At 37.0% G+C, this 24,970-nt stretch carries 25 protein-coding genes; 14 read left to right on the top strand and 11 right to left on the bottom strand.

Annotated features, from left to right (window positions below):
- Positions 1-352: 352 nt before the first annotated feature.
- The 4 genes from BLP77_RS06640 to BLP77_RS06625 all read right to left on the bottom strand — a co-directional run bounded on the left by BLP77_RS06640 (position 353) and on the right by BLP77_RS06625 (position 4,466).
- Positions 353-2,059 (bottom strand): GMC family oxidoreductase N-terminal domain-containing protein, encoded by a 1,707-nt coding sequence (locus BLP77_RS06640; RefSeq protein ID WP_093856331.1) that lies wholly within the window; start codon positions 2,057-2,059, stop codon positions 353-355.
- A gap of 2 nt (positions 2,060-2,061) precedes the next feature.
- On the bottom strand, positions 2,062-2,655 hold the full coding sequence (locus tag BLP77_RS06635) for a hypothetical protein (protein ID WP_093856330.1): 594 nt from the start codon (positions 2,653-2,655) through the stop codon (positions 2,062-2,064).
- A gap of 273 nt (positions 2,656-2,928) precedes the next feature.
- Positions 2,929-4,038, bottom strand: a complete 1,110-nt coding sequence (locus tag BLP77_RS06630) for an SDR family oxidoreductase (RefSeq protein WP_093856329.1) — start codon at positions 4,036-4,038, stop codon at positions 2,929-2,931.
- A gap of 80 nt (positions 4,039-4,118) precedes the next feature.
- On the bottom strand, positions 4,119-4,466 hold the full coding sequence (locus BLP77_RS06625; protein ID WP_093856328.1) for a DUF4363 family protein: 348 nt from the start codon (positions 4,464-4,466) through the stop codon (positions 4,119-4,121).
- Positions 4,467-4,550: 84 nt separating this feature from the next.
- Between BLP77_RS06625 and BLP77_RS06620 the strand changes: the two genes are divergently transcribed.
- Positions 4,551-5,414, top strand: a complete 864-nt coding sequence (locus tag BLP77_RS06620; RefSeq protein WP_093856327.1) for a DUF421 domain-containing protein — start codon at positions 4,551-4,553, stop codon at positions 5,412-5,414.
- A 166-nt stretch (positions 5,415-5,580) separates the two neighbouring features.
- Positions 5,581-5,784, top strand: coding sequence for a DUF1657 domain-containing protein (locus tag BLP77_RS06615; RefSeq protein ID WP_093856326.1), 204 nt, complete (start codon positions 5,581-5,583; stop codon positions 5,782-5,784).
- Positions 5,785-6,070: 286 nt separating this feature from the next.
- Here the strand turns inward: BLP77_RS06615 and BLP77_RS16010 are convergent, their stop codons facing one another.
- The gene (locus BLP77_RS16010) at positions 6,071-6,508 is read right to left on the bottom strand and encodes a hypothetical protein (protein WP_245686819.1); all 438 of its coding nucleotides are present in this window, start codon (positions 6,506-6,508) and stop codon (positions 6,071-6,073) included.
- A 445-nt stretch (positions 6,509-6,953) separates the two neighbouring features.
- On the opposite strand from BLP77_RS16010, the gene BLP77_RS06600 reads away from it, so the two are divergent.
- From BLP77_RS06600 to BLP77_RS06575, 6 genes are all read left to right on the top strand, one after another.
- Complete coding sequence (locus BLP77_RS06600) at positions 6,954-7,775, top strand: halocarboxylic acid dehydrogenase DehI family protein (protein ID WP_093856324.1); 822 nt, start codon at positions 6,954-6,956, stop codon at positions 7,773-7,775.
- A 201-nt stretch (positions 7,776-7,976) separates the two neighbouring features.
- Positions 7,977-9,560, top strand: a complete 1,584-nt coding sequence (locus tag BLP77_RS06595) for an amidohydrolase (RefSeq protein WP_093856323.1) — start codon at positions 7,977-7,979, stop codon at positions 9,558-9,560.
- A 97-nt stretch (positions 9,561-9,657) separates the two neighbouring features.
- The gene (locus BLP77_RS06590; RefSeq protein ID WP_093856322.1) at positions 9,658-10,299 is read left to right on the top strand and encodes a DUF2953 domain-containing protein; all 642 of its coding nucleotides are present in this window, start codon (positions 9,658-9,660) and stop codon (positions 10,297-10,299) included.
- Positions 10,296-10,790 (top strand): GerW family sporulation protein, encoded by a 495-nt coding sequence (gene ytfJ / locus BLP77_RS06585; protein WP_093856321.1) that lies wholly within the window; start codon positions 10,296-10,298, stop codon positions 10,788-10,790. Before BLP77_RS06590 ends, ytfJ begins: the two co-directional genes overlap by 4 nt.
- An 86-nt stretch (positions 10,791-10,876) precedes the next feature.
- Complete coding sequence (locus tag BLP77_RS06580; protein ID WP_093856320.1) at positions 10,877-11,857, top strand: class I SAM-dependent methyltransferase; 981 nt, start codon at positions 10,877-10,879, stop codon at positions 11,855-11,857.
- 61 nt (positions 11,858-11,918) lie between these two features.
- Entirely contained in the window at positions 11,919-12,743 is an 825-nt protein-coding gene (locus BLP77_RS06575) for an EcsC family protein (protein ID WP_245686818.1), read from the top strand.
- Between the two features lie 17 nt (positions 12,744-12,760).
- Here the strand turns inward: BLP77_RS06575 and BLP77_RS06570 are convergent, their stop codons facing one another.
- On the bottom strand, positions 12,761-13,207 hold the full coding sequence (locus BLP77_RS06570) for a universal stress protein (RefSeq protein ID WP_093856318.1): 447 nt from the start codon (positions 13,205-13,207) through the stop codon (positions 12,761-12,763).
- A 131-nt stretch (positions 13,208-13,338) separates the two neighbouring features.
- Here BLP77_RS06570 and BLP77_RS06565 point away from each other — a divergent pair, with 131 nt between their 5' ends.
- Positions 13,339-14,097 (top strand): SDR family oxidoreductase, encoded by a 759-nt coding sequence (locus BLP77_RS06565; RefSeq protein WP_093856317.1) that lies wholly within the window; start codon positions 13,339-13,341, stop codon positions 14,095-14,097.
- Positions 14,098-14,184: 87 nt separating this feature from the next.
- Entirely contained in the window at positions 14,185-15,297 is a 1,113-nt protein-coding gene (gene ald, locus BLP77_RS06560; protein ID WP_093856316.1) for an alanine dehydrogenase, read from the top strand.
- A gap of 261 nt (positions 15,298-15,558) precedes the next feature.
- Here ald and BLP77_RS06555 read toward each other — a convergent pair whose 3' ends face one another.
- On the bottom strand, positions 15,559-16,650 hold the full coding sequence (locus BLP77_RS06555; protein ID WP_093856315.1) for a M24 family metallopeptidase: 1,092 nt from the start codon (positions 16,648-16,650) through the stop codon (positions 15,559-15,561).
- A 113-nt stretch (positions 16,651-16,763) separates the two neighbouring features.
- Between BLP77_RS06555 and BLP77_RS06550 the strand changes: the two genes are divergently transcribed.
- The gene (locus BLP77_RS06550; protein ID WP_093856314.1) at positions 16,764-17,444 is read left to right on the top strand and encodes a metal-dependent hydrolase; all 681 of its coding nucleotides are present in this window, start codon (positions 16,764-16,766) and stop codon (positions 17,442-17,444) included.
- Positions 17,445-17,552: 108 nt separating this feature from the next.
- Complete coding sequence (locus BLP77_RS06545; RefSeq protein ID WP_093856313.1) at positions 17,553-18,857, top strand: DRTGG domain-containing protein; 1,305 nt, start codon at positions 17,553-17,555, stop codon at positions 18,855-18,857.
- Here the strand turns inward: BLP77_RS06545 and BLP77_RS06540 are convergent.
- Positions 18,847-19,137: a YtpI family protein gene (locus BLP77_RS06540; RefSeq protein WP_093856312.1), complete on the bottom strand. Its 291-nt coding sequence runs from the start codon at positions 19,135-19,137 to the stop codon at positions 18,847-18,849. The genes BLP77_RS06545 and BLP77_RS06540 overlap by 11 nt on opposite strands.
- A gap of 98 nt (positions 19,138-19,235) precedes the next feature.
- On the opposite strand from BLP77_RS06540, the gene BLP77_RS06535 reads away from it, so the two are divergent.
- Positions 19,236-20,192 (top strand): DHH family phosphoesterase, encoded by a 957-nt coding sequence (locus BLP77_RS06535; protein WP_093856311.1) that lies wholly within the window; start codon positions 19,236-19,238, stop codon positions 20,190-20,192.
- 117 nt (positions 20,193-20,309) lie between these two features.
- On the opposite strand, the gene BLP77_RS06530 is transcribed toward BLP77_RS06535, so the two are convergent.
- The 3 genes from BLP77_RS06530 to ytrH form a co-directional block, all read right to left on the bottom strand.
- On the bottom strand, positions 20,310-20,492 hold the full coding sequence (locus BLP77_RS06530) for a YtzJ family protein (protein ID WP_093856310.1): 183 nt from the start codon (positions 20,490-20,492) through the stop codon (positions 20,310-20,312).
- A 106-nt stretch (positions 20,493-20,598) separates the two neighbouring features.
- A complete protein-coding gene (ytrI, locus tag BLP77_RS06525; RefSeq protein WP_093856309.1) occupies positions 20,599-21,105 on the bottom strand; it encodes a sporulation membrane protein YtrI in 507 nt (168 codons plus the stop codon).
- Between the two features lies 1 nt (position 21,106).
- Positions 21,107-21,436 carry a sporulation membrane protein YtrH gene (ytrH, locus tag BLP77_RS06520; protein WP_093856308.1) on the bottom strand — a complete coding sequence of 110 codons (330 nt, stop codon included), beginning with the start codon at positions 21,434-21,436 and terminating at the stop codon, positions 21,107-21,109.
- Positions 21,437-21,602: 166 nt separating this feature from the next.
- Between ytrH and dnaE the strand changes: the two genes are divergently transcribed.
- Complete coding sequence (dnaE, locus tag BLP77_RS06515; protein ID WP_176752979.1) at positions 21,603-24,950, top strand: DNA polymerase III subunit alpha; 3,348 nt, start codon at positions 21,603-21,605, stop codon at positions 24,948-24,950.
- Positions 24,951-24,970: the final 20 nt, after the last annotated feature.

Below are 24,970 nucleotides of genomic sequence, written 5' to 3'. Positions count from 1 at the left end.
GAGTAAAAATTAATGGAAATTAAGTTGAATAGTGGATATTAGTTAACATTTACACTGGGTGAGGTCTTATATATTATTATTCGCAATCCCTATGCCTAAGCAGAATCCAGCTAATCCCATTGATCTAGCAGTGTTTTCACATTAGAATTATCTCCTTTCACAGAAGAACTTATAGAACAAGCATTTTACGAAGTTTTTGGTTCATCTGAGTAAGGTGGCTTCTATAATTAAAGCCTGTGTGCCACTATTGATTTATGTCGAATCTCGTGCGTTAGTGTACCCACCTGGAAAAGAATTTATTAGTAAATTTAAGAATATGGGGATTGTACTAAGAGAAACCTTACGAATGGTTCTAAAAGTATTTGTTAGCTAATAATTTTGCTGTGCGTGTAGCAAGTGCTTGCGTCGTTAGGGTCGGATTCGGGCCTCCAAGCGCATTATAATCAACACTATTGTCGGCAATATAGAGTCGGTCCACCTGGTAGGCTTCACATGATGTATCAACTACAAATCCCATCCGCATCGTGCTATGTAAATGAATAAAGTAATTTGGTGGAAGATCTGCCCGGTGAACTTTTTTCGCACCTGCCTGCTGTAAAATATTTGTAGCGATTTCGATTAATTTCTCTCTTCTTTCTTTCGATTTTTTGCTTGGTGAATAGTGCACGAATGGTACGGCTCCATGTTCATCTTTTATATGAGGATCCAGTTCAACTCCGTTTCGATACAGGACCTCGTCATCGGTAATGGCGGACAGTGTCAGTGTTCTTCCGTAACCTTGCATCGCTTGTTCCAATTCATTGCCGACAAGCCGCCCACGTTGATCCCACATGTCTGAATCAGACTGACGAAGACTATTATAACCGTATTGACTGAACCCAAATAATTGTTGAGCTGATAGTCCTGGACTTTCCCCGATTGTTTCAATCATACCAAGGCCAGGATAGTCCATTCGTGCAGCTGAAGTATGCCCAACAAAAGGATTGGTTGATGTACTACCCAAGATATTCATTAATGTCTCCTCTTCAAAAGTTCCGGTAACCATATCCATATAATGATTTGTCAAACCACGTCCTACCCAAGGGTTATGAGGTAATTTAGAGTTCAGCCAAAGGCGTGGCGTTTCTATACAACCAGCTGCCATCACAACTACTTTTGCACGTAATTCTTCATTTTCACCTGTCCATGTGTCTCGAATTTTTACCCCAACTACTTGTTCATTTCCGTTGGCATTAAACTCTGTTAATACATTCGTTACAAACGTATTCGGTCTAAACGTCACATTCCCAGTTTTCATGGCTAAGGGCACATAGCTAACAGTTGTTGAGCGTTTGGCCATCTTTTCAAGTGATGGACCATAAGGACATCCTTGCCCACAATGACCACTTAACGTACATCCTTCCATATGGCTCAGTTCTTCTAATGAATAGTCAGGGTTCATTAAATGTTCATTTGGGGGCAAGATTGCATTTGGTTGCGGTCGGTAGCCAACGCTTGTCACATCTAGTGTACGGTTTAAGGGGAAGCCTACTTTTTCGGCTCCGTAATAAAAAAGGGCCTCTTTGGTAGTTGTTGGTGCAAATTCAACTGGTAATGTAGCTTCAACCTTTTCATAATAGGGAATAAGTTCATCGTAATTGATTGGCCATTCATTATTAATTGCTTCAGGAAAAGCGCGTGGAGAGTTGGAGTAGTAATGAAGTGTAGATCCTCCAATCCCGGCACTTTGCCACAAAATTGCCTGATCAGGAATATTTCTGTACCAAGGTCCACGTCTACGGTCTGCTGCACCCCAACGGAATTTACCGCTAACAAGGTCATTCATATCATTTTCAAGTCTTGTCAACTGTTTTCGATAAAGAAACCCATCCAAATCTGAAGGGTCAGAACTTTCTTTCGCCTTTCCACGACTTTTATTTGGTTCAGGCCATTTTTCATTTCCATACCATGGACCGGCATCAAGTACCAATACATGGATTCCTAATTCCCCGAGTTCTTTAGCAACAACAGGGCCGCCAGCCCCAGCTCCAATAACAATCACATCAGGATCTGTTTTCATTTTTAACCCTCACTTCTTCGCATTTTTAATAAGAAACCACGAAAGTCACGGTAGCCCAAAGATACGCCAGGATAGCCAACTTGTTGCCAACACAAAGGGAAAAATTCAAGTCGACGATAATCCGGTGGAAATAATCGTGTAGTTCCGTAAGCCGGCCACTCTGAATAATATCCAAAAAGTGAAAAGCGATTTAAGACATCAACTACATGTTTGACTAATCCAGAATTATTTTTATAAGGGGATGGTAACAAGTAAAGATCGAGATTAAGATTCTCTAATACGGATAAGGTTCGAACCCGATCTTTTCGGGAAAGGTAAGAAAACATTCGTCCTTTGGGAAACAGGCTTTGCGAGGAAGGTTGTGCTTGTTGTGCATTCACTAGCTGTATTGCTGCAACATCTAACATGATGGCTGTGGGATAAGCAAGAGGGATGATACAACGATCCAACTGTTGCTGAATTGAAATATAATGATTTAGTCCATAGATGATATATTCATGGACTCCCATATCTGCAGAACCAATATGGGGGCCATATCCGTGTTGCTCTGATTCAGGTACTAAGGCATCCGTAAGAGCCTGGAAAGTTGCCTGCACATATTCTTGATGTGGGGTATAAACACTGATGATGGTTCACCTCTTTCTAACTTTATAAACTACTACTACTGTATTTTTAAGTTCCTTTTTTTATGATTTAATTTGATATTGCTAGATATGAAGGAATTTTATTAGAAGAAGCACCCTGGGGGGAGTAAGGGTGCACTGTATGAGTTTTATCGCAAGGTTAAGAGCTCCAGGGTTGAAGAAATATTATCAATATAAAATAAACCATTTCGTATATAGATCCCCTTATTAATGTCATTAACCCAATTAACTTTTTCGTTTAAATCTAGACCAAACTAAAGCACTTAATCCGGCTACAATCATAGAAGTAACGACGGGATGTTTACTAGTCTTCACATACAAACTACGAGACCGAATCCACCCTATATTTGTTCCTCTTTCACGTAAGCCATAACCTGCGTGATATAAAGCACTTTCCTCAGGTGACTTAGAAGGTTTGTTAGCATGTTGGGTTGGATACATTATGACTTCCATTATTTTATCAGTAAGACGTGGTAAAAGTGTTCCAAGTAGTTCTGTAATTTTTGCTTGTGAGCCGATATACATATCTCTTTTCGGATATTCGGCGGAGTAAAGTATGGATTCAGCTACAGCTTCAGGTGGATAAATCATCCCTCTATGTGCTGGTTGTTTATTTAGGTAACTTCTCGCATGTTCATTGTAAGGGGTATCGATTCTGCCAGGGTGGATAAGTGTAACTGATACAGGTGCTTTTTCTTTTTCCAGTTCCATTCTTATACTTTCAGTCCAGCCATGTACAGCAAATTTAGCAGCAGCATAAGTGGATTGAATAACTGTGCCTCTATCTCCGAAAATACTTCCGACATTAATAATAGCGCCTGGATAACCTCTTTCTTTAAAATGTTTTACAGCAATTTTTGTCCCGTATACGACACTCCAAAAGTTTGTATCAAACATACGCTTGATGTCTTCATTGCTTACATCCATCGCGTGTCCGTAGATGGATACGCCAGCATTATTAACCCATGTGTCAAAACGCCCAAACTCATTTAATGCAGTTTCTGCAATTTTCTTTATATCTTCTTCACTACCTACGTCCGCTGTTACATAGGTTGCAGGGTATCCATTTTCTTTGAATTCCATTACTAATTGCCTTAATGCTTCTTCATTTCTTGCTGCTACAACAACTTTTGCACCCCTTGAAGCAGCCATTCTTGCTGTAACCAGACCTATTCCACTTGATGCACCTGTAATTACAATGACTTGATCCTCTAATTTTTTTAGATTTATCTTTCTAAATGGTTGAACTTCCAATGTATCTAGTTCACTTATGTTAGTTTTATTTACTGCTTTGTCCAACTTTTGTCCGCTTTGATTTACTTTATTTTGATTCATATTTAGGCCTCCAGTATCCCATGATTTTTTGTAAAAAACTAAGGTGACTAGCTTCTTTTATTTAGAAAAATTTTGACGATTTATCTAAAATAAATCGATTCTATATAATGTTCAATCAGCTTTAGGTTGAATTTGGCTTCTTTTTGATCCTTTTCCTCCACTGACACTGATAATTGTTTTATATGTTGATCCAGGTAATTATACTCTGTTGAATTTCCCAGTAGCTGATACATCCATTTATTCTTGTTATATATTTTCTCTATATGCTTTACTTCCTTTCTTGCTTTATCCCAATCGGATTGATTCACAAGGCTTTCTATTTCTATTGCCTTTTGAGGTAGTGGTTTTTTCTGAATATAATCTTCGGAGCAACCGAAAAGAATAGTGGTTAAACATAACCAAATTATGCTAATTTTTAGTGTTTTCATATTCTCCTCCGTAGCTAGGTATAATCTTTTCACTTATTTTAACCATAATAAGAGAATAAATGAGTTGTAATTTGGAGGATTAATATGCCTGAGTACACCGTCATAATTATTCGATCTGTGTTTGCTTTTTTCTTTGTTTTATTGATAGCTAGAATACTTGGAAAAAAACAAATTGCACAGATGACATTTTTTGATTATATCACTGGAATTACGATTGGAAATATTGCCGCATCACTTGCAATCAATACAAACATACAACCATTGAATACAATCATCGGTATGATTATTTTTACAACCTTCTCTATATTAATTGCGTTTTTCGCCTTAGAGTCATTAAAAATTAGGCAAATAGTTGAAGGAAGTCCGACCACTCTAATACAAGATGGAAATATTATAGAAAAGAATTTACTTAAAGTTAGGATGACATTTGATGATTTAATGATGGGTCTACGGGAAAAAAACGTATTTAAACTTGCGGACGTTGAATCCGCTGTCTTAGAAACTAATGGAAAAATTAGTGTCATGAAGAAGACGGAAAATAACCCATTAACGCCCAAAGATATAGGGTTACCCGTAGAGTCAGAACATGCCCCATCTTTAATTATTATGGATGGATATGTATTAAGAAAGCGAGTTCAGTATCTTGGATATTCTGAGGAGTGGTTACTTGGTGAAATAAAGAAACAAGGGGCAGAAGATTTTAAGGATGTATTTTTAGCCCAAATTGATTCAAAGGGAAATGTTCATGTCGATTTATATAATGAGGAAAAGAAGCCACAACAGGTTAAACAAAAACCCCTTCTTGCAGCCCAACTTAGAAAAATGCAAGGCGATTTAGAAAGTTTCGCAATACAAACTGATGATCAGGTGGCGAAAAAGATGTATTTAAATCAATCCAAAGAACTACAAGATCTCATTAATAAAGTCATTCCATATCTTAAAGAATAGGGGTAAATCTTATAAAGGATAAAAGAAGTAATGTCTATATTCAAAAAAACTCTATTTGTCTACTTTCCAGATTAGTTAGCAATAAAATTTAGGCTAATGAGGGAATATTAAACAAATCAATATCCAAACTATGATTGATAAATTTTTGAAGGAGGGAATCCCATTTATGACTGTCATAAGTCAGGTGAAACAAACTATAGCGGGGTTAAAAAGTGCCCAAGCAAGCTTTGAACAATTTGCACTTCAAACGGAGGATAAAGAAGCAAAACAACTTTACCAAGATGCTGCGCAACAAACAAGTGCTATTTTACAAAATGTTGAACCAAGAGTTACGCAAATAGAACAAGAAGAGCCACAATATAGGCAATAGTTTCTTTCATGAGGGGGTTGGTTTTCCAACCTCCTTTCATTTCTACACACTCAGACTTCGGTATTGGCTTTAAGCCTAGTTTTTCACTAAAACTTTATCGGTTGAAACCTATATATACAATAAGCGCTAATATTAGAATAGGGTATCAGGAAGCTCACTTACACCTGCCCTAACAAGGCAAAAGTTAGAGCAGGCTTTTTTAGTAAAAACGATCTCTAAATCTCGTCATATAAAACTGTTCCCCAGAGCCCTGAAAGTTGTTGGAAATGGGAAGGAACAATATATTTTAACCAAAAATTTCTGTAATATGTCTAACTAGTTGAGATAACGTTTCTTGTATGGTATTTATTTCAGTTTTCAAAGATGTTTTATTTTCAGTTTGATTTAACATCGTATGCATTTCATTTATCATAACACCGTCACCATAAAGAACTTTCAAATGCATTTGAACTTGAACGAGTACACCTTGTGAATTCCGGATAAGTGGTGTTGATAGTCGATCAGAGCTATTGTTTGCCCACCATTGGTTTTCCCCTTTTGGTCCAAGGCGTCCTCTGTTTATGGGATAGTCTTTATTTCCTTTCATCCCAACTATTTTATTGTCTTTTACAGCGATAAAGCAGCCACATCCATTTGAACAAATATTACAAGTGGAATAAACCCAACGATCAATTTCACCTTGTGAATAGACATTAATATCTTCCCTTAACGTTTCCCAAGCCAAATTCATCCCTTCTATAAAAAGCTAAATTTTGAGGAAGATAAGCATTTTTTAATTGTTTGTAGGATAAATAACGTGGATAAACACTCACTTTTCGATATGGAAGATAGGGTGGAACTGATGGTGTTTCTGTTGAATAGACAGGTATTTTGGTTGGTGACATTCCTGTTTCTGGGCGAAATGGTGGTACCATCGCTTGTTGAAAATTAATGTCACTATAGGTTTGCCTCTTCCTGTAAAAACCTCTTAATCCTTCATCTAATTATATATGTTAGTACAGAAGGAATAGACTTAGATTAGGCTTACTTTGAAAGCAGAAGAGCTTTCTTTTTCACTAATTTAGGGCTTAACTTCGATGCAGTCGAAGTGGACCTAATTAACACAGATGTCTTTCAGAACATAAAATAATGAAGTTAAGAGAATAAGTACACATTCGGGGGATGATTGAATGGATCACTATGGAGTTCCGGAAATATTTGAATCTGAAGCTAAGGGTCAGACGTCACTCATTTATCAGGATATAAAGTATGTTTTGAAAGTACCAGTTGTTAATTTCATATTTAGAACAACTGCATTATATGAGAAATTCTTAACAATTGCTTGGAATCAGGTCAGACCAAATATGCTGACGGTAAATATGGAAAAGGCCGCTCAAATGTTACGTTATCCAAGCCTATCCGTAAACTCTCCAAAAATAGATTGGGGAAAACTTTATGATTATGAGGACATGATTAAAATCAAAAGGATCTTATTTACGTTTAATTACGTTAATCCTAAGCTTCTTTTGATTGCTTCTGCATGGTTAGAAAGTCTTGCCAATCGGCCAATTAAAGGATCTAATAAAAAAGAAGGATTTATTATACCGGGTGTATTTCCCTCTCTACCACAAATTGAATTGATGCGTATACCTGATGCCCCACCTGATGTGATGAACTTACTATTAGACATAGCTGAAAAACATCAATCATTTGATGTAGCGAGTGACTTTCGCGCATTAGCTTATTATCCAAAATTTTTGGGTGTAAGTTGGGAGTACTTGAAAAACTATGTTGGGTCGGATGAATATAACATGATGTCTTCTAGGCTGAAAACACAAGCTACTCAATTGTCACATCAAATGCCCTATCCGGTTACAATCGACAGGAAGGAACTCGAGAAATATTACTCTAATAATGAAATAGCTGGAATCTATGGTATTGTTTCGATGTTTCAAAACGTTCTAGCTGACTTAGTGATTGACGGTGAATATCTTAGAAGAATGGTAGAGTAGATATGATTCTTTGTATGGTAATGGAATAATCAACCTCTAGGAATCTGGAATGCAAGACAAGTTTAGTGTCGGGAATGGACAACGTCGTAAGGAAAAATTTCTAATAAACAATTTACCAAATTGTTAAAGTTGAAATTCAGTGATTGAAGGATATAGTATTAAGTCAGTCGATAAAACTTACGAGGTGAAGGGGGACATCTAATGGGTAAATTATGGTTTGGGGGCACCATTTATCCGATGACTGGCGAAGGTGAAACAGTTGAAGCCATTTTTACAAAAGACGGTAAAATTGTCGAGACAGGTCATAAGGATGAATTACAAAATAAATATAACGAGGAAATAGATGAAACAGTACCGTTTGAAGGTGTATTATTCCCGGGATTTATCGATAGTCATTTACATATTATTGGCCACGGCGAAAAGCTTCTTAGACTAGATCTTTCTGATATCCACTCTCGTCAAGATGTTATAAATAAAGTTCATAACGCGATTCAGAATGTAAAAGGGGAGCAATGGATTATTGGAGAAGGGTTTAATGAAAATAACTGGGATGAACCAACCTTTATTCATAAGGAAGAATTGGATGAAATAACTGGAGGTAATCCTGTTATTTTAACAAGAGTTTGTCGTCATGCGTTAGTCGCTAATTCAAAAGTTATGGATTTGGCAGGTGTGAATGAACAAACTCAAGATGTTCCTGGTGGCGTTATTGAACGCGATTCATATGGATACTTAACAGGTGCCTTTCATGACCAAGCACAGGATTTAATTAAAGAGAAAATGCCAGTTCCTTCGATCTCTTTTTTGGAGCATGCGATTGAAACATCGATTAATGATTTATTATCGCATGGGATTGTGTCTGGTCATAGTGAGGACTTAAGCTATTACGGAGGATTTAAGAAAACCTTCGATGCATTTAATCACGTGATACCCACTAAACAATTTTTCAGAGCACATTTACTCGTGCACCATGATGCCGTAGATGATTTACATCATGAAGGTTATCGTCCAAGTGAAATAGACGACTGGTTAGAGTTCGGTGCGATGAAGTTGTTTGTTGATGGTGCACTGGGTGGTCGAACGGCTTTATTATCAGAACCATACAGTGATGATTCGACTCGAAAAGGAGTTTCCATTCATACGGATCAACAATTAGAGGGGCTGGTCATGAAAGCAAGAAATTATCATATGCCAATTGCTGTTCACACGATAGGAGATCAGGCGGTGGAGAAAATTGTCCGTTTAATTGAAAAATACCCACCCCCTCAAAATACAAAAGATCGAATTATTCATGCGCAAATTATGCGACCAGACCTAATTGAGAGGTTGAAAGAACTACCAATCATAATTGATGTTCAGCCAACTTTTGTTGCGTCAGATTTTCCGTGGGTAGTTGATCGTGTTGGTCAAGAACGAGCGTCTCAATCATATCCGTGGAAAACTTATATGGATGAAGGGATTTTATGTGCTGGTGGATCAGATGCACCTATTGAAGAAGTTGATCCTTTGTTAGGCATTGATGCTGCCGTTAATAGACGATCGGCTTATGATGGACAGACATATTATGAACATGAACGTTTATCTGTTTATGAAGCCTTTTGTTTATATACAGTAAATCCAGCGAAGGTTATTAATAAGGAAGGTGTTCAAGGACAGCTCAAACGTGGATTCTTTGCAGATTTTGTTGTGTTAGATCATGATCCGTTTAAAATAGATCAATCTAAATTATCAACTTTAAATGTCAACATGACCATTGTTAATGAGAAAATCGTATATAAAAGATAAAAATTTAACGCCACATGACTTCATGGTTGTGTGGCGTTTTCTTTATGCATAATTTACCAATTTATAACCACTCTATGGATTAGGGGTGGTGTTTGTTATGGTCTGGCTGGCTGTCATAATTGGGATTGTTTTATTGATTGGTCTATTGATTTTGTTATTGTTGTTTTCACCTATTACTGTAAAAATCATGTTGACCTATGCTGATGATCAAAAAGACCTTTACATTGAGATAAAAGTTCTTCGGTTCATTAAAATTAAACGGTCCATCCCTTTGATGAATATCGATAGCGATAGTTTAACGTTAGATGCTGAAAGCGAGGAACAACCAAGTAATGAAAAGGAGAAAAGCTTTAACGTAGATGATTTAGAAAAGCAATGGGAGGTTGTAGAGAAGTTTATCAAATCGAAGAAAGATATCATCCCTAACTTAAAAAGGACCCTACATACGATAAAATTACAGCAATGGAGGTGGAATACGGCAATTGGTGTTGACTCCGCACATTATACAGCCATATTAACTGGGTCTTTGTACTCAATTAAAAGCATGATTAGTTTATTTCTGGCTAGTTTTTTCGAAAATGAATCCGACCCTTATTACAGTGTAAGTCCTCAATATTCAAAGCCGACCTATCAAACCGAGCTAAAATGTATATTATCGTTTCAACTCGGTCAAATTATGCATGAACTGTTTAGCATATTTAGGAAGTATGAAAAAATGAAGAAGGTGGGAACAAAATGAACGAACATCCAATACATGACATGATGGTTACATCGATGGAAAATTTAAAGGACATGATTGATGTTAACACGATTATTGGTGATCCGATAGAAACACCTGACCAATCAACGGTTATCCTACCGGTTTCCAAAGTCGGTTTCGGTTATGCCGCTGGTGGTAGTGAGTTTAAAGGTGGACAGTCCGATCAAGGTGGAGACCAAGGCAGTGATAATCAATCTAGCGGACCTGCCTTTCCTTTTGGTGGGGGTACAGGTGGTGGTGTATCAATCAATCCAATTGGCTTTTTGGTTGTTCAGTCTGATGAGGTTAAAATGGTTCATTTAGATCAAGGTACACATATCGTTGAGAAATTAATTGATTTAGCACCACAAGCTGTCGAGAAGGTTCAAAGCTATTTGCAAAATCGCTCTAATCAGTCATCTCAACAAGGTCGAAGAAAAAAACAAGATCGAAAACAAGAACGAAATCAAGGACCATCTACGCCTGAGTAAAACGTAGACCTATCAAAGTCTTTCTGAATTTGCTAAAATGATATAAGAAAACCTTTCCAACACAGTAACGGATGGAGGGACTTTGATTGGAGCAACAAATTGAGCAATTATTTAAATGGCTAGACGATACAACAAATATCATTGTTGAAGAAGAAGATGTGCCCTATTTAGAAGCTTTGATAGCAGCTAGTGAACTACTTTTTTATAGGGATTTACCTGATGATCTAGCTAACGATTATGAAGCCAATTTAAAGAAAAAATTAAATGAAGCTCATTATAAAGATTATGAGGTGGAGGTTCGACGGAAAGCATTACAGCTTACGATTTTAAAAGGCATGAAGGGAGTGACCCAACAGCACCATCATATCACCCCTGATACGGTCGGGATGTTTATGGGTTATCTTGTTCAACGTTTTATGGGCGATACCAAACATTACACGATGTTTGATCCAGCCTGTGGAACGGCTAATTTACTACTAGCTGTCTTAAACCAACAAAATGAATCCTCGATTAAAGCTTATGGCAGCGAGGTAGACGCAACACTTATACGTTTAGCGTATAGCAATACAAATTTACAAGAGCGAGAAATTGAATATTTTCATCAGGATAGCTTAAAACCGATTTTATTAGATCCTGTTGATGTTATCGTTTCTGACTTACCTGTTGGATACTACCCTGATGATGATATCGCGTATGGTTATGACTTAAAATTAGAAGAAGGTCATTCGTATGCGCATCATCTATTTATTGAACAGAGTCTTAAATATACAAAAGAAGGCGGCTACTTATTTTTCGTCATTCCAAGTTTCTTATTTGAAAGTGAACAAAAAGATCAACTTCAAAACTTTTTAAAAGAGCATGCTCACATAGTTGGATTACTACAACTCCCTAACACGATGTTTAAAAACGAAAAAATGCAAAAAAGCATTTTTGTTTTACAAAAGAAAGGACCAGAGACGAAAGATCCTAATAAGGTTTTATTAGCTGATTTACCATCCTTTAAAGATGTCAATGCGATGGAAAGTGTTTTAAGTCAAATGAATGATTGGTTCAAAAACGATCGGTAGCTCAAAATGCCAGTCCTATAACTAGGGCTGGCATAAACGCATTTTGAAAGGAGAGTTCATGGTGGGAGAGGAACGTATTACGCGTTCAATTGCTCAGTGGGAAAAAGGTTTGGAGCAGCATGTCACAAATGACTTTGAGAGAATATATGAAATATGGATTCAAAACATGTTCTCAAGCATTCCATCCTCATATCAGAATAAAATTTTTGAGACGATGGACCAATGGTTTTTATATACGTATACTTTTTTACAAGGGACTAATATGCAATTGACAGCAAAAGATCGCATATTACAAACAGCCCGCTCTTTTGATGATCGTATAGAAGAAATATCAGATTTAAAAACATTGTCAGTTGAGCAATTGACGTATTTGGCGGATCAACAGTTGTCTAAAAGTCGAGTGTATGCTTTTACACAAGGTGGTTTAACAGGTACGGGCGGTTGGTTATTGTTAGGCATTGATTTCCCGTTAATCGTCACGATGAATTTAAAAAGCGTGCAATTGATTGGAACGTGCTATGGCTATGACATGAATAATCCACTTGAAATGATTATGGCCTTAAAAGTCCTTCATGCGGGTATTTTACCTCAAAGATTTCAGCATGAAGCTTGGGAAAAGCTAAAGTATGACATGGAAGACATCGAAACAATCATGGAAGATGAATCATTATTAGTAGATAGGTCTTGGGCGGAACAACCGGTTAATCAAATTTTTAAAGTACTAGCGATTGTGATGTTTCGAAAAAAATTAGTTCAAGGTGTTCCGTTAGTCAGTGTTGGAATTGGGGCAGTATCAAATTACAGGTTAGCGAAACAGGTGACGAATTTTGCAAAGCATTTCTATCAGTATCGTTTCATTAAGGAGCAAACAAATAGAGAAGCATGACTACTTTATTAGGAAGCTTAATTTTCTTCTGGCCTTACAACAAGGACATCAACTTTAGCATAACGTGTAATGTGTTCCGATACACTACCGATAAAAAAGCGTTCAACCGCGTTCATGCCTGTTGCACCACAAATAATGAGGTCTGCTCGGTGCCTTGGTGCAACTTCCTTGGCTATTTTAACCTTTGGGGAACCATGTTCAATATCTGTCACAACATTATGAACCCCAGCTTGAGTGGCTCTTTTTTCGAAGGATTTTAATAGTTCAAGTGCATCGTTTTGAACACGGTCAGAAACACTGCGGTCATAGGCTTCAATCGTTGAGTAAACACGGGTGTCAACAACATGGGAGATTACTAATTTTGCGTTATTTCTTTTAGCGATATCAATCGCTTTTTGGAAAGCAAAATCGGATGCCTTTGAACCGTCAACGGCAATTACAATATTATGATACTCAAACGCCATGGAAAAGCCCTCCTTTTTAATAGTATATCACGCCTATTATAATTATAATAAAGCTTAACAACTAAAATTCAAAATTTAAAAAAATGATGATAGAATACATGTATAAGATGTCGCAAGAATGGGGGATTTAAATGCGTCATGTTTTTATTACAGCAGGGACTAAAGGACTTGGCCGTAAGATAACGGAATATTTTTTAGAGCATGGCTATCAAGTTACGGCAACTTATCGTTCAGATGAGGAACAAGCTCAAGAGATGCGTAAAACTTATGAACAAGAAGGAAAACGCTTACATATAGAACAGCTCGATGTGTTAGATCATAAGCAAATACCAAAAGTCATCAAACGTGCATACGAAGTATTTGGCCGAATCGATTGTCTAGTCAGTAATGCTGGTCCTTATATTTTTAAAAGAAAAAAACTCTTTGATTACAGTGAAGAAGAGTGGAATGAAATGATTCGCGGTAATTTAGATGCATCATTTCATCTCCTGAAATCTTGCTTACCCATTATGCGTCAACAACAATTTGGTCGTATTGTTTTTTTAGGCTTTCAAGGGGTTAACCATAGTTCCGGTTGGATTTACCGCTCTGCTTTCGCTGCAGCAAAGGTAGGTGTTTCATCTTTAATGAAATCTATTGCCTTAGAGGAAGCTGAAAATAAAATTACGGCCAATATGGTTGCGCCGGGTAAGATTACAAATGATATGAAAGAAAAAAATATTAGCGAAAGCCGTTTAGTACAAGATGATGAGACACCAATTGGTCGACCTGGAACTGGGGAAGATATTGCACGTACAGTCGGTTATTTATGTCAAGACGATTCTGATATGATTACGGGTTCTGTGATTGAAGTGAGTGGAGCAATGGATGTCATACACCGATATTTATAGAATACTATACCAATTATACATAATGATGGTATAGTATGAGTTGGATATGACATTTAAATATTTATTATTGATGAGGGGGTCAGTCTGATGCGAATCGGAATACCTAAGGAAATTAAAAATAATGAAAACCGTGTTGCTTTAACGCCAGCTGGTGTTGTGGCCTTAGTTAATGCTGGACATAATGTTTCTGTTGAAACTAACGCCGGTATGGGGTCAAACTTCACGGACAAGCAATATGAAGATGCAGGTGCTAAGGTTGTTTCTTCTGCTAAAGAAGCCTGGGAGCAAGAAATGGTCATGAAGGTTAAAGAGCCGTTACCAGAGGAGTATAATTATTTTTATGAAGGACTTATTGTCTTTACTTATTTACATTTAGCGGCAGAGCCAGAATTAACTAAAGCACTTATCGATAATAAAGTCGTTGGTATTGCTTATGAAACCGTTCAATTAGATAATGGATCTTTACCATTATTAAATCCGATGAGTGAAGTGGCAGGCCGCATGGCTAGTCAAATTGGTGCTCAATTTTTAGAAAAATCCCGTGGTGGTAAAGGTATTTTACTTAGTGGAATTCCAGGTGTTGAGCGTGGGAAAGTCACCATCATTGGTGGTGGAGGTGTAGGTACCAATGCTGCTAAAATTGCTGTCGGATTAGGTGCCAATGTAACCATTATTGACCTTAATCCAGAACGCCTACGTGAGTTAGATGATATATTTGGAAACCAAATTAATACGGTTATGTCTAATGAATTAAATATTGCTGAATCTGTTACACAGTCCGATTTAGTCGTTGGTGCCGTATTAATACCGGGAGCAAAAGCCCCTACGCTAGTTTCTGAAGATATGGTGAAAAGCATGTCACCTGGTTCTGTTATTGTTGATGTTGCGGTAGACCAAGGAGGTATTGTTGAAACTGTTGATCATATTACAACCCATGATAACCCAACTTATGAAAAACATGATGTATTACATTATGCAGTTGCCAATATGCCTGGGGCCGTACCAAGAACATCAACTATTGGTTTAACGAATGTGACCGTTCCATATGCCTTGCAATTAGCTAATAAAGGGTATCGACAGGCTGTTAAAGATAATCAACATTTATTAAAAGGCGTTAATACATTAGATGGTTATGTCACGTACAAAGCCGTGGCAGATGCCCATCATCTTGCATATAAAGATTTAAATGATATGCTTTAACATTATAATTTTCTTCAATCGTGAAAAACTAATCATCAATGATGTCCTTTAATGGCGTCATTAATGGGATTCACAATATGATTGAAGGAGCCCTTCGTATGAAAAAATGGCTTATTCGAATCATAAAATATGGCCCGATTTTATTCCCATTCATCCAAAGAATCAAAAATAAATTTGGTCGAAATAAAAAACGGGCTGTATAACAAGAACCCCTTCTGCAACTTTATGCAGAAGGGGTTCTAAGTTTTTTCTTTAAACTATTTATAACTCAATGAGCTCCTTAATAAATTCAGTTAAGGTTGTTGGTCCGTCACCTGTTATGAATACATCATCCTCAATCCGAACACCACCAACCTCAGGTACATATATACCAGGTTCTACGGTAAAGCTCATACCTTCTTGAAGTACTGAATCATTATTAGACGCAAGCGAAGGGAATTCGTGAACATTAATTCCTAATCCGTGTCCAATCCGATGTGGAAAATACTCGCCGTAACCTGCATCCTTAATGACTTGACGAGCCACTTGATCGATATCCCCTAATCGCGTACCGACTTGGCAAGCTTCAATCGCTTTTTGCTCTGCTTGTAGAACAGTATGATAAATGCCTTTTTGTTGCTCTGACGCTTCTCCAAAAACGACAGTACGGGTAATGTCGGAACAGTACCCTTTATGAACAACCCCTAAATCCATTAAAACAAAATCACTCTTTTGAATAGGTGTTAAATCAGGATTCCCGTGAGGAGCTGCTGATTTTTTACCAGTAAGAACAGTTGTACCAAATGACATGTCTCGTATGCCTTCTTTTTTCATCGCATATTCAATTTCAGCGATAATATCTAATTCTGTTTTACCTGCTTGAATATGCTTTAGAGCCGTTTCGATTCCAAAGTCAGCATATTGAGCGGCCTCCTTTAAAATCTTCATTTCATGATGATCTTTAATCAGTCTTAATTCATTAAGAAAATGTTGTCCATTTACCATTTCAGTTTTTGGGAATTGATTTTTTAACGTTTCATAATTCAAAACATTTAGGTCTTCTTTTTCAATTGCCATTGATTGAGGGTGTCCGATATCTTTTATAAAAGATGATAGCTTATCCCACGGGTTTTCATGGTCAAAGTATGTAATCAGTTCTCCGTTCCAGCCTGCATTTTTAACATCTTCTTTTTCTAAAGCTGGTGCAATTAAAATGCGATTGCCTTTTTGATCCATATAAGCGCCAATAAGACGTTCATGTGCTTCGGCATACAGATTAGTAAAATAAAAGACATTTTCTTTCGAGGTCATAAATACACTATCGATGCTATGTTTCTTTAAAGCTTGGGTTAAATTGTTTAATCTTGCTTCCATTGTATTCACCTCAATTATTTTTTCTTATATGTGTTATCATAACGAAACAAGGGAAATAAATGAACTATGGAGAATTAATTTAGTGAGAAATATTTATGAGGAGGTTATCATTTATGAAAGTATCTTACCATGGACATTCAGTTGTACAAGTTGAAAGCGAGGGTACTAAAATCATCTTTGACCCGTTTATTTCTGGGAATGATTTATGTGATTTAGACGCTAGTCAAGTTGATGCTGATGTGATTTTATTAACTCATGGCCATAATGATCACGTTGGTGATACGTTTGATATCGCAAAGCGTAATGACGCCCTAGTCGTTGCTCCTAATGAATTAGCGGATTACTTAGGTAACAAAGGTTTGAATACACATAATATGCACATCGGTGGAGCTCATGAGTTTGATTTTGGTAAAGTGAAATTTACGCAAGCTTTCCACGGCTCGAGTTATAATGAGGAAGATGGCACCATTGTTTACACGGGGATGCCTGGTGGAATTCTACTAACCATTGGTAATAAAACGATTTATCATATGGGTGACACTGGGCTATTCTCTGATATGAAACTGATTGGTGATTTAAATGATATTGATTTAGCATTCGTTCCAATCGGAGATAACTTCACGATGGGGCCCGCGGATGCAAAGCTTGCTTCTGAATGGATTAAGGCCAAAAAGGTAGTACCAATCCACTACAATACTTTCCCTGTCATTCAACAAGACCCTGAAGCGTTTTGTAATAGTTTACAGGCGGGTGTTGGTTTAGCTATGAAACCAGGTAATGAATTAACATTATAAGCTTCAACTAAGTGCCAGTTCTGAAGCACATATCAGGGCTGGCACTTTAATAATGAATGATGTATCGATATAATGAGATTATCTTGATTTTCGGAAATGGTGATCGTAATGATAACAAAGCATGAACAAATTTTAAATCATATTGAACAATTACCGATTGGTACTAAAATCTCTGTGCGACTGATTGCTAAAGATATGAATGTCAGTGAAGGGACAGCTTATAGAGCTATTAAAGAAGCTGAAAATATGGGCTATGTCAGTACGATTGAACGGGTTGGAACCATTCGAATCGAAAGAAAAAAGAAAGAGAATATTGAAAAGCTGACATTTGCTGAAGTCGTTAATATTGTCGATGGGCAAGTTCTTGGCGGGAGAAGCGGATTACATAAAACATTGAATAAATTCGTCATCGGGGCGATGAAGCTCGAAGCAATGATGCGATATACTGAAAAAGGCTCCTTATTAATCGTGGGGAACCGCGTTAAGGCTCAGGAGCAAGCATTAAATGCAGGAGCAGCCATTCTCATTACTGGCGGATTTGATACGACTGACCACGTCAAACACTTAGCTGATCAGAATGAATTGCCGGTTATCTCCTGCTCATACGATACGTTTACCGTTGCTGCGATGATTAACCGAGCCATATATGATCAACTCATTAAAAAAGAGATTATTATCATTGACGATATTTATACGCCTTTTGAACAGACACATCTTTTAAGAGAGGGAGATACGATTCAACAATGGTATGACCTTAATAATCAAACGAAGCATAGTCGCTATCCCGTTATTAATCATCAGCAGCGAATTATTGGTATGGTAACGTCAAAAGATATTATCGGAAAACCCAATCACTTAAAAATCGAAAAGGTGATGACCAAAAATCCAATTTCTGTGCAAACAACGACATCCCTAGCTGCTGCAGCACATACAATGGTCTGGCAAGGGATTGAGCTTCTACCCGTCGTGAATGATCAGAATATTTTTCAAGGTGTTATTACGCGGCAAGATGTGATTAAAGGCTTACAAAGCAATCAGAGACAACCGCAAATCGGTGAAACCATTGATGATATTGTGCAAAAACAATTGCATTATGAAGTTGATTCATCATGGTTTACATCGGAAGTTACACCACAACTGACGAACCATTTAGGCTCATTATCTTACGGTGTATTTGCTTCGTTTGTGACAGAGGCTTGTAACCAGGTATTAAAGCAACAAAAAACAGGCGACATGGTTATCGAAAATATGTCGATCTACTACATGAAGCCTGTTCAAATTGGAAGTCATCTAACGATTATTCCACAAATATTAGAGTTTGGTCGTAAATTTGCAAAGGTAGACGTTCAGATAATGTCTAATGACGAATTGGCGGGTAAAGCATTAGTCATGACACAATTTATTAATCGTTAACCTTTAAAATTTCCTCGCGGTAATGTTTATAAAGCTTATAACCATAAATGATTTGCGCTATACCTAGGGCTAGAAAAACGATACAAACAAATAGAGCGAGCTTTGTTTGATAAAAATAATATTGATTCATACCAAACGTTGATATGAAAAGACCTAAGGCTATTCGTGCCTTGGCATTTGTAAAACGCATAAAAAGTGGGTCTTTTACATTTAATATTCTGACCTTAAAATAAATATATAAAACAAAAGATACAACAATGATTACGATAAATAAGGGCACTTATTTTCTCTCCTTTTTAGCAAAATTCACATGAGTTAATTGTATCGACTGACCTCTAAAATTTCTAGTCGGACAAATTAAGAAAGGATGACAAATTGATGAAGGAACAAATCATACAACTCATTAAAGAATATAATACGATTATTATTCATCGTCATGTTAGACCCGATCCTGATGCTTACGGTTCACAAGCTGGTTTAGGTGAAATGATTAAGCATTCTTTTCCTAATAAAACAGTTCTATTAGCCGGTGAAGAAGACCCTTCGTTAAATTATCTATCTCGATTAGATAATATTAACGATGATCAATATAAAGGGTCATTAGTTATTGTCTGTGATACGGCCAATGAAGAGCGCGTTTGTGACCAACGCTATAAGCAAGGCGATAAACTGATTAAAATTGATCACCACCCCAATCGTGAGCCGTATGGAGATATCGTCTTGGTAGATACAGATGCCTCTTCAACGAGTGAGATGATTTATGAGTTATATCAAGCTGGTAAACAGGAAGGATTAACATTAAATCAAAAAAGTGCTCGACTTCTGTATGCTGGGATTGTAGGTGACACTGGCCGATTTTTGTTCCCTAGTACAACAGGACGTACGTTTGAAGTGGCCAGTGATTTAACGAAATATGATTTTGATCGCACTGAGCTTTATGATAATATGTACCAAATTCCACTCCGAATTGCTAAGTTTAAGGGTGAACTTTTAGCAAATATCGAACCTCGTGAAAGTGGGCTGGCAGTATTTAAAATTGATCGCAACCTTTTAGAGGAATACAATCTAACAGCTGATGATACACATGCCTTTGTAGGGATAGCTGGTGACATTAAGGATGTGTTAGCTTGGGTCTTTTTTGTAGAAGAGGAGGATACGATTCGTGTACGTTTACGCTCTAAAGGGCCGGTGATTAATGATGTGGCATTTCAGTATAATGGTGGAGGGCATCCGATGGCCTCAGGTGCTAAAGTTTCATCATGGGATGAGGCTGACCGACTCGTTCAAGATTTAAATCAAGTCTGTCTGAAATATAATCAAACCAGTCAGGCATAAATAAAAGTTTAGTCTCAAAGGAGGCTAAACTTTTTCTTTTCTGGTTTATTCTTTTTCTATAACGGGTAATGTTAAGTAAACACACAAAAAACCGGACAAATGCCCGGTCCTTTTCATCTAATAATTCGGGATAAACCAGCAGCCTTGATCCGTATCATCAATAATTATATCTAACTCCTGTGATTGTATTCTGCGATTCATTAGTCGGATGAGTTCTTCTGTTTCAGCATAAACGGAGTATCCCTCAAGTAAATGATTAAGTTTTTCATCTGCAACTTCCCGTTTATTAAATACAAACATCTTCTCACCCCTAATAAAAATTTCTTGATATTTAACATTATAACCGAAATTTTTACTATTATAGCTTTTTTGACATAACTTTTGAAAAAAAGTCAAATTTTTTACGTTAACTACCCTGTAGGCTTATCTCTAATGTCACGGTTAGTGTGGGTCCTATAATTAATTGATCGACTTTAACTTGATACTGAATGTCATTGACTCTGAACGTTTTATTTTCAATGGTACGTATGAGTAATTCACGTTGATCACTGACCGATTCAATATTTCTTCCTGCGACTGTTCCAACTTCATCCTCTACTAAATCTGTTAAGCGAATCACGGTAAAACGATCAAGGTTAAGGTCTTCTATATTTGTAAATTCAACTTCAACGTCCTGGATGGTTAATCTTCGTTCTCGCTCCATATTAATATCGTCTTTATCCTGCCTTAACAATTCAACATCCTGTTCTAACTCTTTTATTTCCTGCCTAAGCGTAAGGTTTTCTTCAATCCATCGCTCCGTATGTTCACCGTAAACATACAGAAAAAATAGATATCCTATAACAACGCCTACTAAAATGCCAATAAAAAATGCCTGCCAAGATGGTCTTTTATAATAAGGTGGAATATGCATATTAAACTTCCCCTTGCGTGATCCAGGAGATTAATAACATGCCAATTTTAACTCCTCCCATGGCTGAAACAATTAAAAGGATCTGCTTAATTAGCTCTAAAGTAGAATCTTCGAATATGCCTTTTTGAAATGTGGAAATAGCATCAAAAGTTCCGCCGATGGCTGCAACAATTGCCCAAATTCGTAATCGTTTAGCGGCATTTAACATCTCAGAAATAGGAGGTTCACCCGTTAAAAAAGCACTTATACTACCGAATAATGCTCCACCTGTTAAAACACCAAATGATATAAAAAAGCATTTTATTATAGCGGCAAAAAAACGTTCTTCCATGATTCATCAACCTTCTCATATGACTTATCGTCTCTCAAAACAGCTTGTCAGTGGACAAGGGCCTAATAAATAATATGAGAAGTTAAATTATTATATGTTGAACATTTCAAGAATGACATTGATTTCGATATAATAAAATTATGATTGAAGAAAAGGTGTGATGGACATGTCATTTGTTCATTTGCAAGTGAAAAGTAGCTATACATATTTAAATAGCACGATTGACATAGATTCATATGTTGAACAGGTGAGGCAACTAGGTTTTTCAGCCTGTGCGATTACGGATCACGAATCGATGCATGGTGTTTACTCGTTTTATCAAGTGTGTCGAAAGGTAGGGGTTAAACCAATTATTGGCATGTCAATGAATGTTTATATTGGCTCTGAGAAACGACCTGTAACTATTTATTTATATGCAAAAAATGAACAAGGCTATCGTTCGCTTGTCCAACTATCTAATTTAAAAAAATTAGATCATGAAAAAATCACAGTGGAAAAGATTGGTCAGTATGAGGGTGTTTTACCTATCATATCGTTTTATGACACCTATATTGAAGATATCATATATTTAGACGACCAAGCTCACATCAAAGAACTATTTCATAACATCGATCAACACTTACCCGAATGGTATTTCAGCGTTGAGCCGATTACCTCGCGTCGTAATGTTGTAACAGATTGGTTAGATGCAAATTCACCATATTATGCCGAAAAAATGGTTTTTATGTGTGACGTACGCTATTTAAATGAGTCTGATCGTATAGGGTATGAGTCGATGTATGCAATGGACCAATCAAGCTCCCTTGACGCTGTTCGTCGTCAGGCCATTTCAGGCATCCATTTATTATCGGAAAAAGAGGTTGATGAAAGACTTCCGCAAGAATGGCATGAGGCGAAGGAACGAACACAATCAATTGCTGATCAATGTGACGTAAGTCTTCCTGAAAAGTGGTTTAGCTTACCTGAGTATCCTGATACGGAGGGTCAATCGTCTGAATCGTATTTAAGAGCGTTATGCGAAATGAAATTACCAAAGCGGTACACGCAACAAGACTTACAACTAGCACAGCAACGATTAGATCATGAGTTAGACGTTATAGAGTCGATGGACTTCTCAGACTATTTTTTAATTGTTTGGGACATTGTTCGTTATGCTAAACAAGAAAATATTTTAGTTGGCCCTGGCAGGGGGTCAGCATCTGGCTCAATTGTCGCCTATTTATTAGGCATTATTGAAATTGATCCGCTTAAATACGACTTACTATTTGAGCGATTTTTAAATCCGGAGCGTCGGAATATGCCTGATATTGATATTGATTTTTCAGATTATAGAAGAGATGAAGTCATTCAATATGTTTCTAGAAAATATGGTCAAGATCGGGTCGCGCAAATCATTACATTTGGGACGTTTCAAGCAAGATCAACAGTACGCGAATTAGCCAAGGTTTTTCAAATCGAAAAGGGACAGCTGACATATTTATTAAAACAGCTAAATGTTAAGGCTAGTTCATTAAGACAGATCGTACAGGAAAATCATGAATTTAGGGATTATATAAAAGAATCTGAACGTCTAAAAAGTATGTTTCAAGCGGCTTCTATTATTGAAGGTCTGCCAAGGCATTATTCAACCCATGCAGCAGGGATTGTTATTAGTAACCAACCGTTAACACAAAAGATTCCTGTTTTAGAAGGGCAAGATTTAATTACGTTAACCCAGTTTCCAATGCAGCAATTAGAGGCTGTTGGGTTACTCAAAATGGATTTATTAGGATTAAGAAACCTTACTCTATTAGAGAGAATGGTTAAGCAAATTGAGGAAAATGAAGGGAAAAAGATTAATCTTAATGGCTTACCATTAAATGATTCTAAGACGTATCAATTGTTAAGAAACGGTTTTACAACAGGAGTTTTCCAATTAGAATCAGATGGAATGAAGCGTGCCTTAAAATTAATCAAACCTAATGAGATTGAAGATATTGTGGCCGTTAATGCGTTGTTCAGGCCAGGTCCAATGCAGTTTATCGAGACGTTTGCGAAAAGGAAGCATGGTCGTGAAGAATTAGACTATATTCACGAGGACTTAGAGCCGATCTTAAATAATACATACGGTGTCCTCGTTTACCAGGAACAAATTATGCAAGCGGTCCATAAACTGGCTGGTTTTTCATATGGACAGGCCGATATTCTTCGCCGTGCTATAAGTAAGAAAAATCGAGATGTTATTCACCAAATGAAGGAGCGTTTCATAGACGGTTGTTTGCAAAACGGCTACGATGAAAGAATAGCCAATCAAATGTTTGATTGGATTGAACGCTTCTCTGACTACGGGTTTAATAAAAGTCATGCAGCTGCCTATTCAATTATTTCGTATCAAACGGCATATTTTAAGGCTAACTATCCTGCTTATTTTTATTCAGAGTTAATGTCTTCTGTTATGCATGATCATGAGAAGCTGGAGCGGTACATTAAAGAGGCACGTGCTCAAGGGATTCAAGTACTACCACCATCGATTAATAATAGCTTCGGTAAATTTACCGTTGAGTCTCCTAATCAAATTCGCTTTGGTTTATTAGCCATTAAAGGTGTTGGTAAACAAGCCTATGATGATATGTTTAACGCGAGGAAGCAAGAGCCCTTTAAAAACATTTTTGATTTTTGTAAACGGGTGTCTTTAAAGGTAGTCAATCAATCAGTCATTGAAACGTTAATTATGGCAGGAGCTTTTGATGAAACTAAGCGACATCGAGCCCAATTATTAGCATCTGTCATGCCTTCTATGGAACAAGGTGAGCTTTTTTCCGATATAGATGGTCAAATTAACTGGACAGATGATTTATTTGAAATGGATATAGAGTATCCGAATGCTCAACCTTTTCCGGTTATGAAGCAGTTGAATATGGAGCGGGATGTGATTGGTTTTGTCATTAGTGAGCATCCTTTATCGCATATTCGTCGTGCTTTAAGAAAAGAGGGTTATCTATCTATTAAGGAGATACTTAGCAAGCATCTAAAGCAATGCTCTATGGTAGTCAGTGTTGATCGAATTAAACATGTTCGGACTAAACGGGGAGAGCAAATGGCTTTTCTCACGCTACAAGATGAAACAAATGAAATCGAGGGTGTTTTGTTTCCAAAATTACATCGAGATGTGCATAGATGGTTAGATGAAGGACAATTTGTCAAAATTAGAGGTAAATTAGATCAACGTAATGGAAAATATCAGGTGATCCTGAATGAAATGGATCGTTTTTCAATTGATTCCGTCTCTAAAACTAATCAAGCTAAAATATTTATTAGAGCTGAAGAAGGAAACGAAGAGAAGCAATTAAAAGAATTATACAATTTTTGTCAAAGGCACCCAGGAAATACACCGATCGTCTACCATGTACCATCACAGCATAAAACGTATCAATTATCGGAGGCTTATGACGTTTCCTATACAAAAGAAGTTTTGGAACAATTAAAAGGAAAGTTTCAACCTGAAAACGTTAAAGTTAAGACATTACAACCGTAATGTATTACTTTACACATATG

The organism is Tenuibacillus multivorans (assembly GCF_900103915.1).
Lineage (GTDB): Bacteria > Bacillota > Bacilli > Bacillales > Alkalibacillaceae > Tenuibacillus > Tenuibacillus multivorans.
The sequence above is the reverse complement of the archived record's forward strand: the minus strand, read 5'-3'. Positions and strand labels throughout refer to the sequence as shown.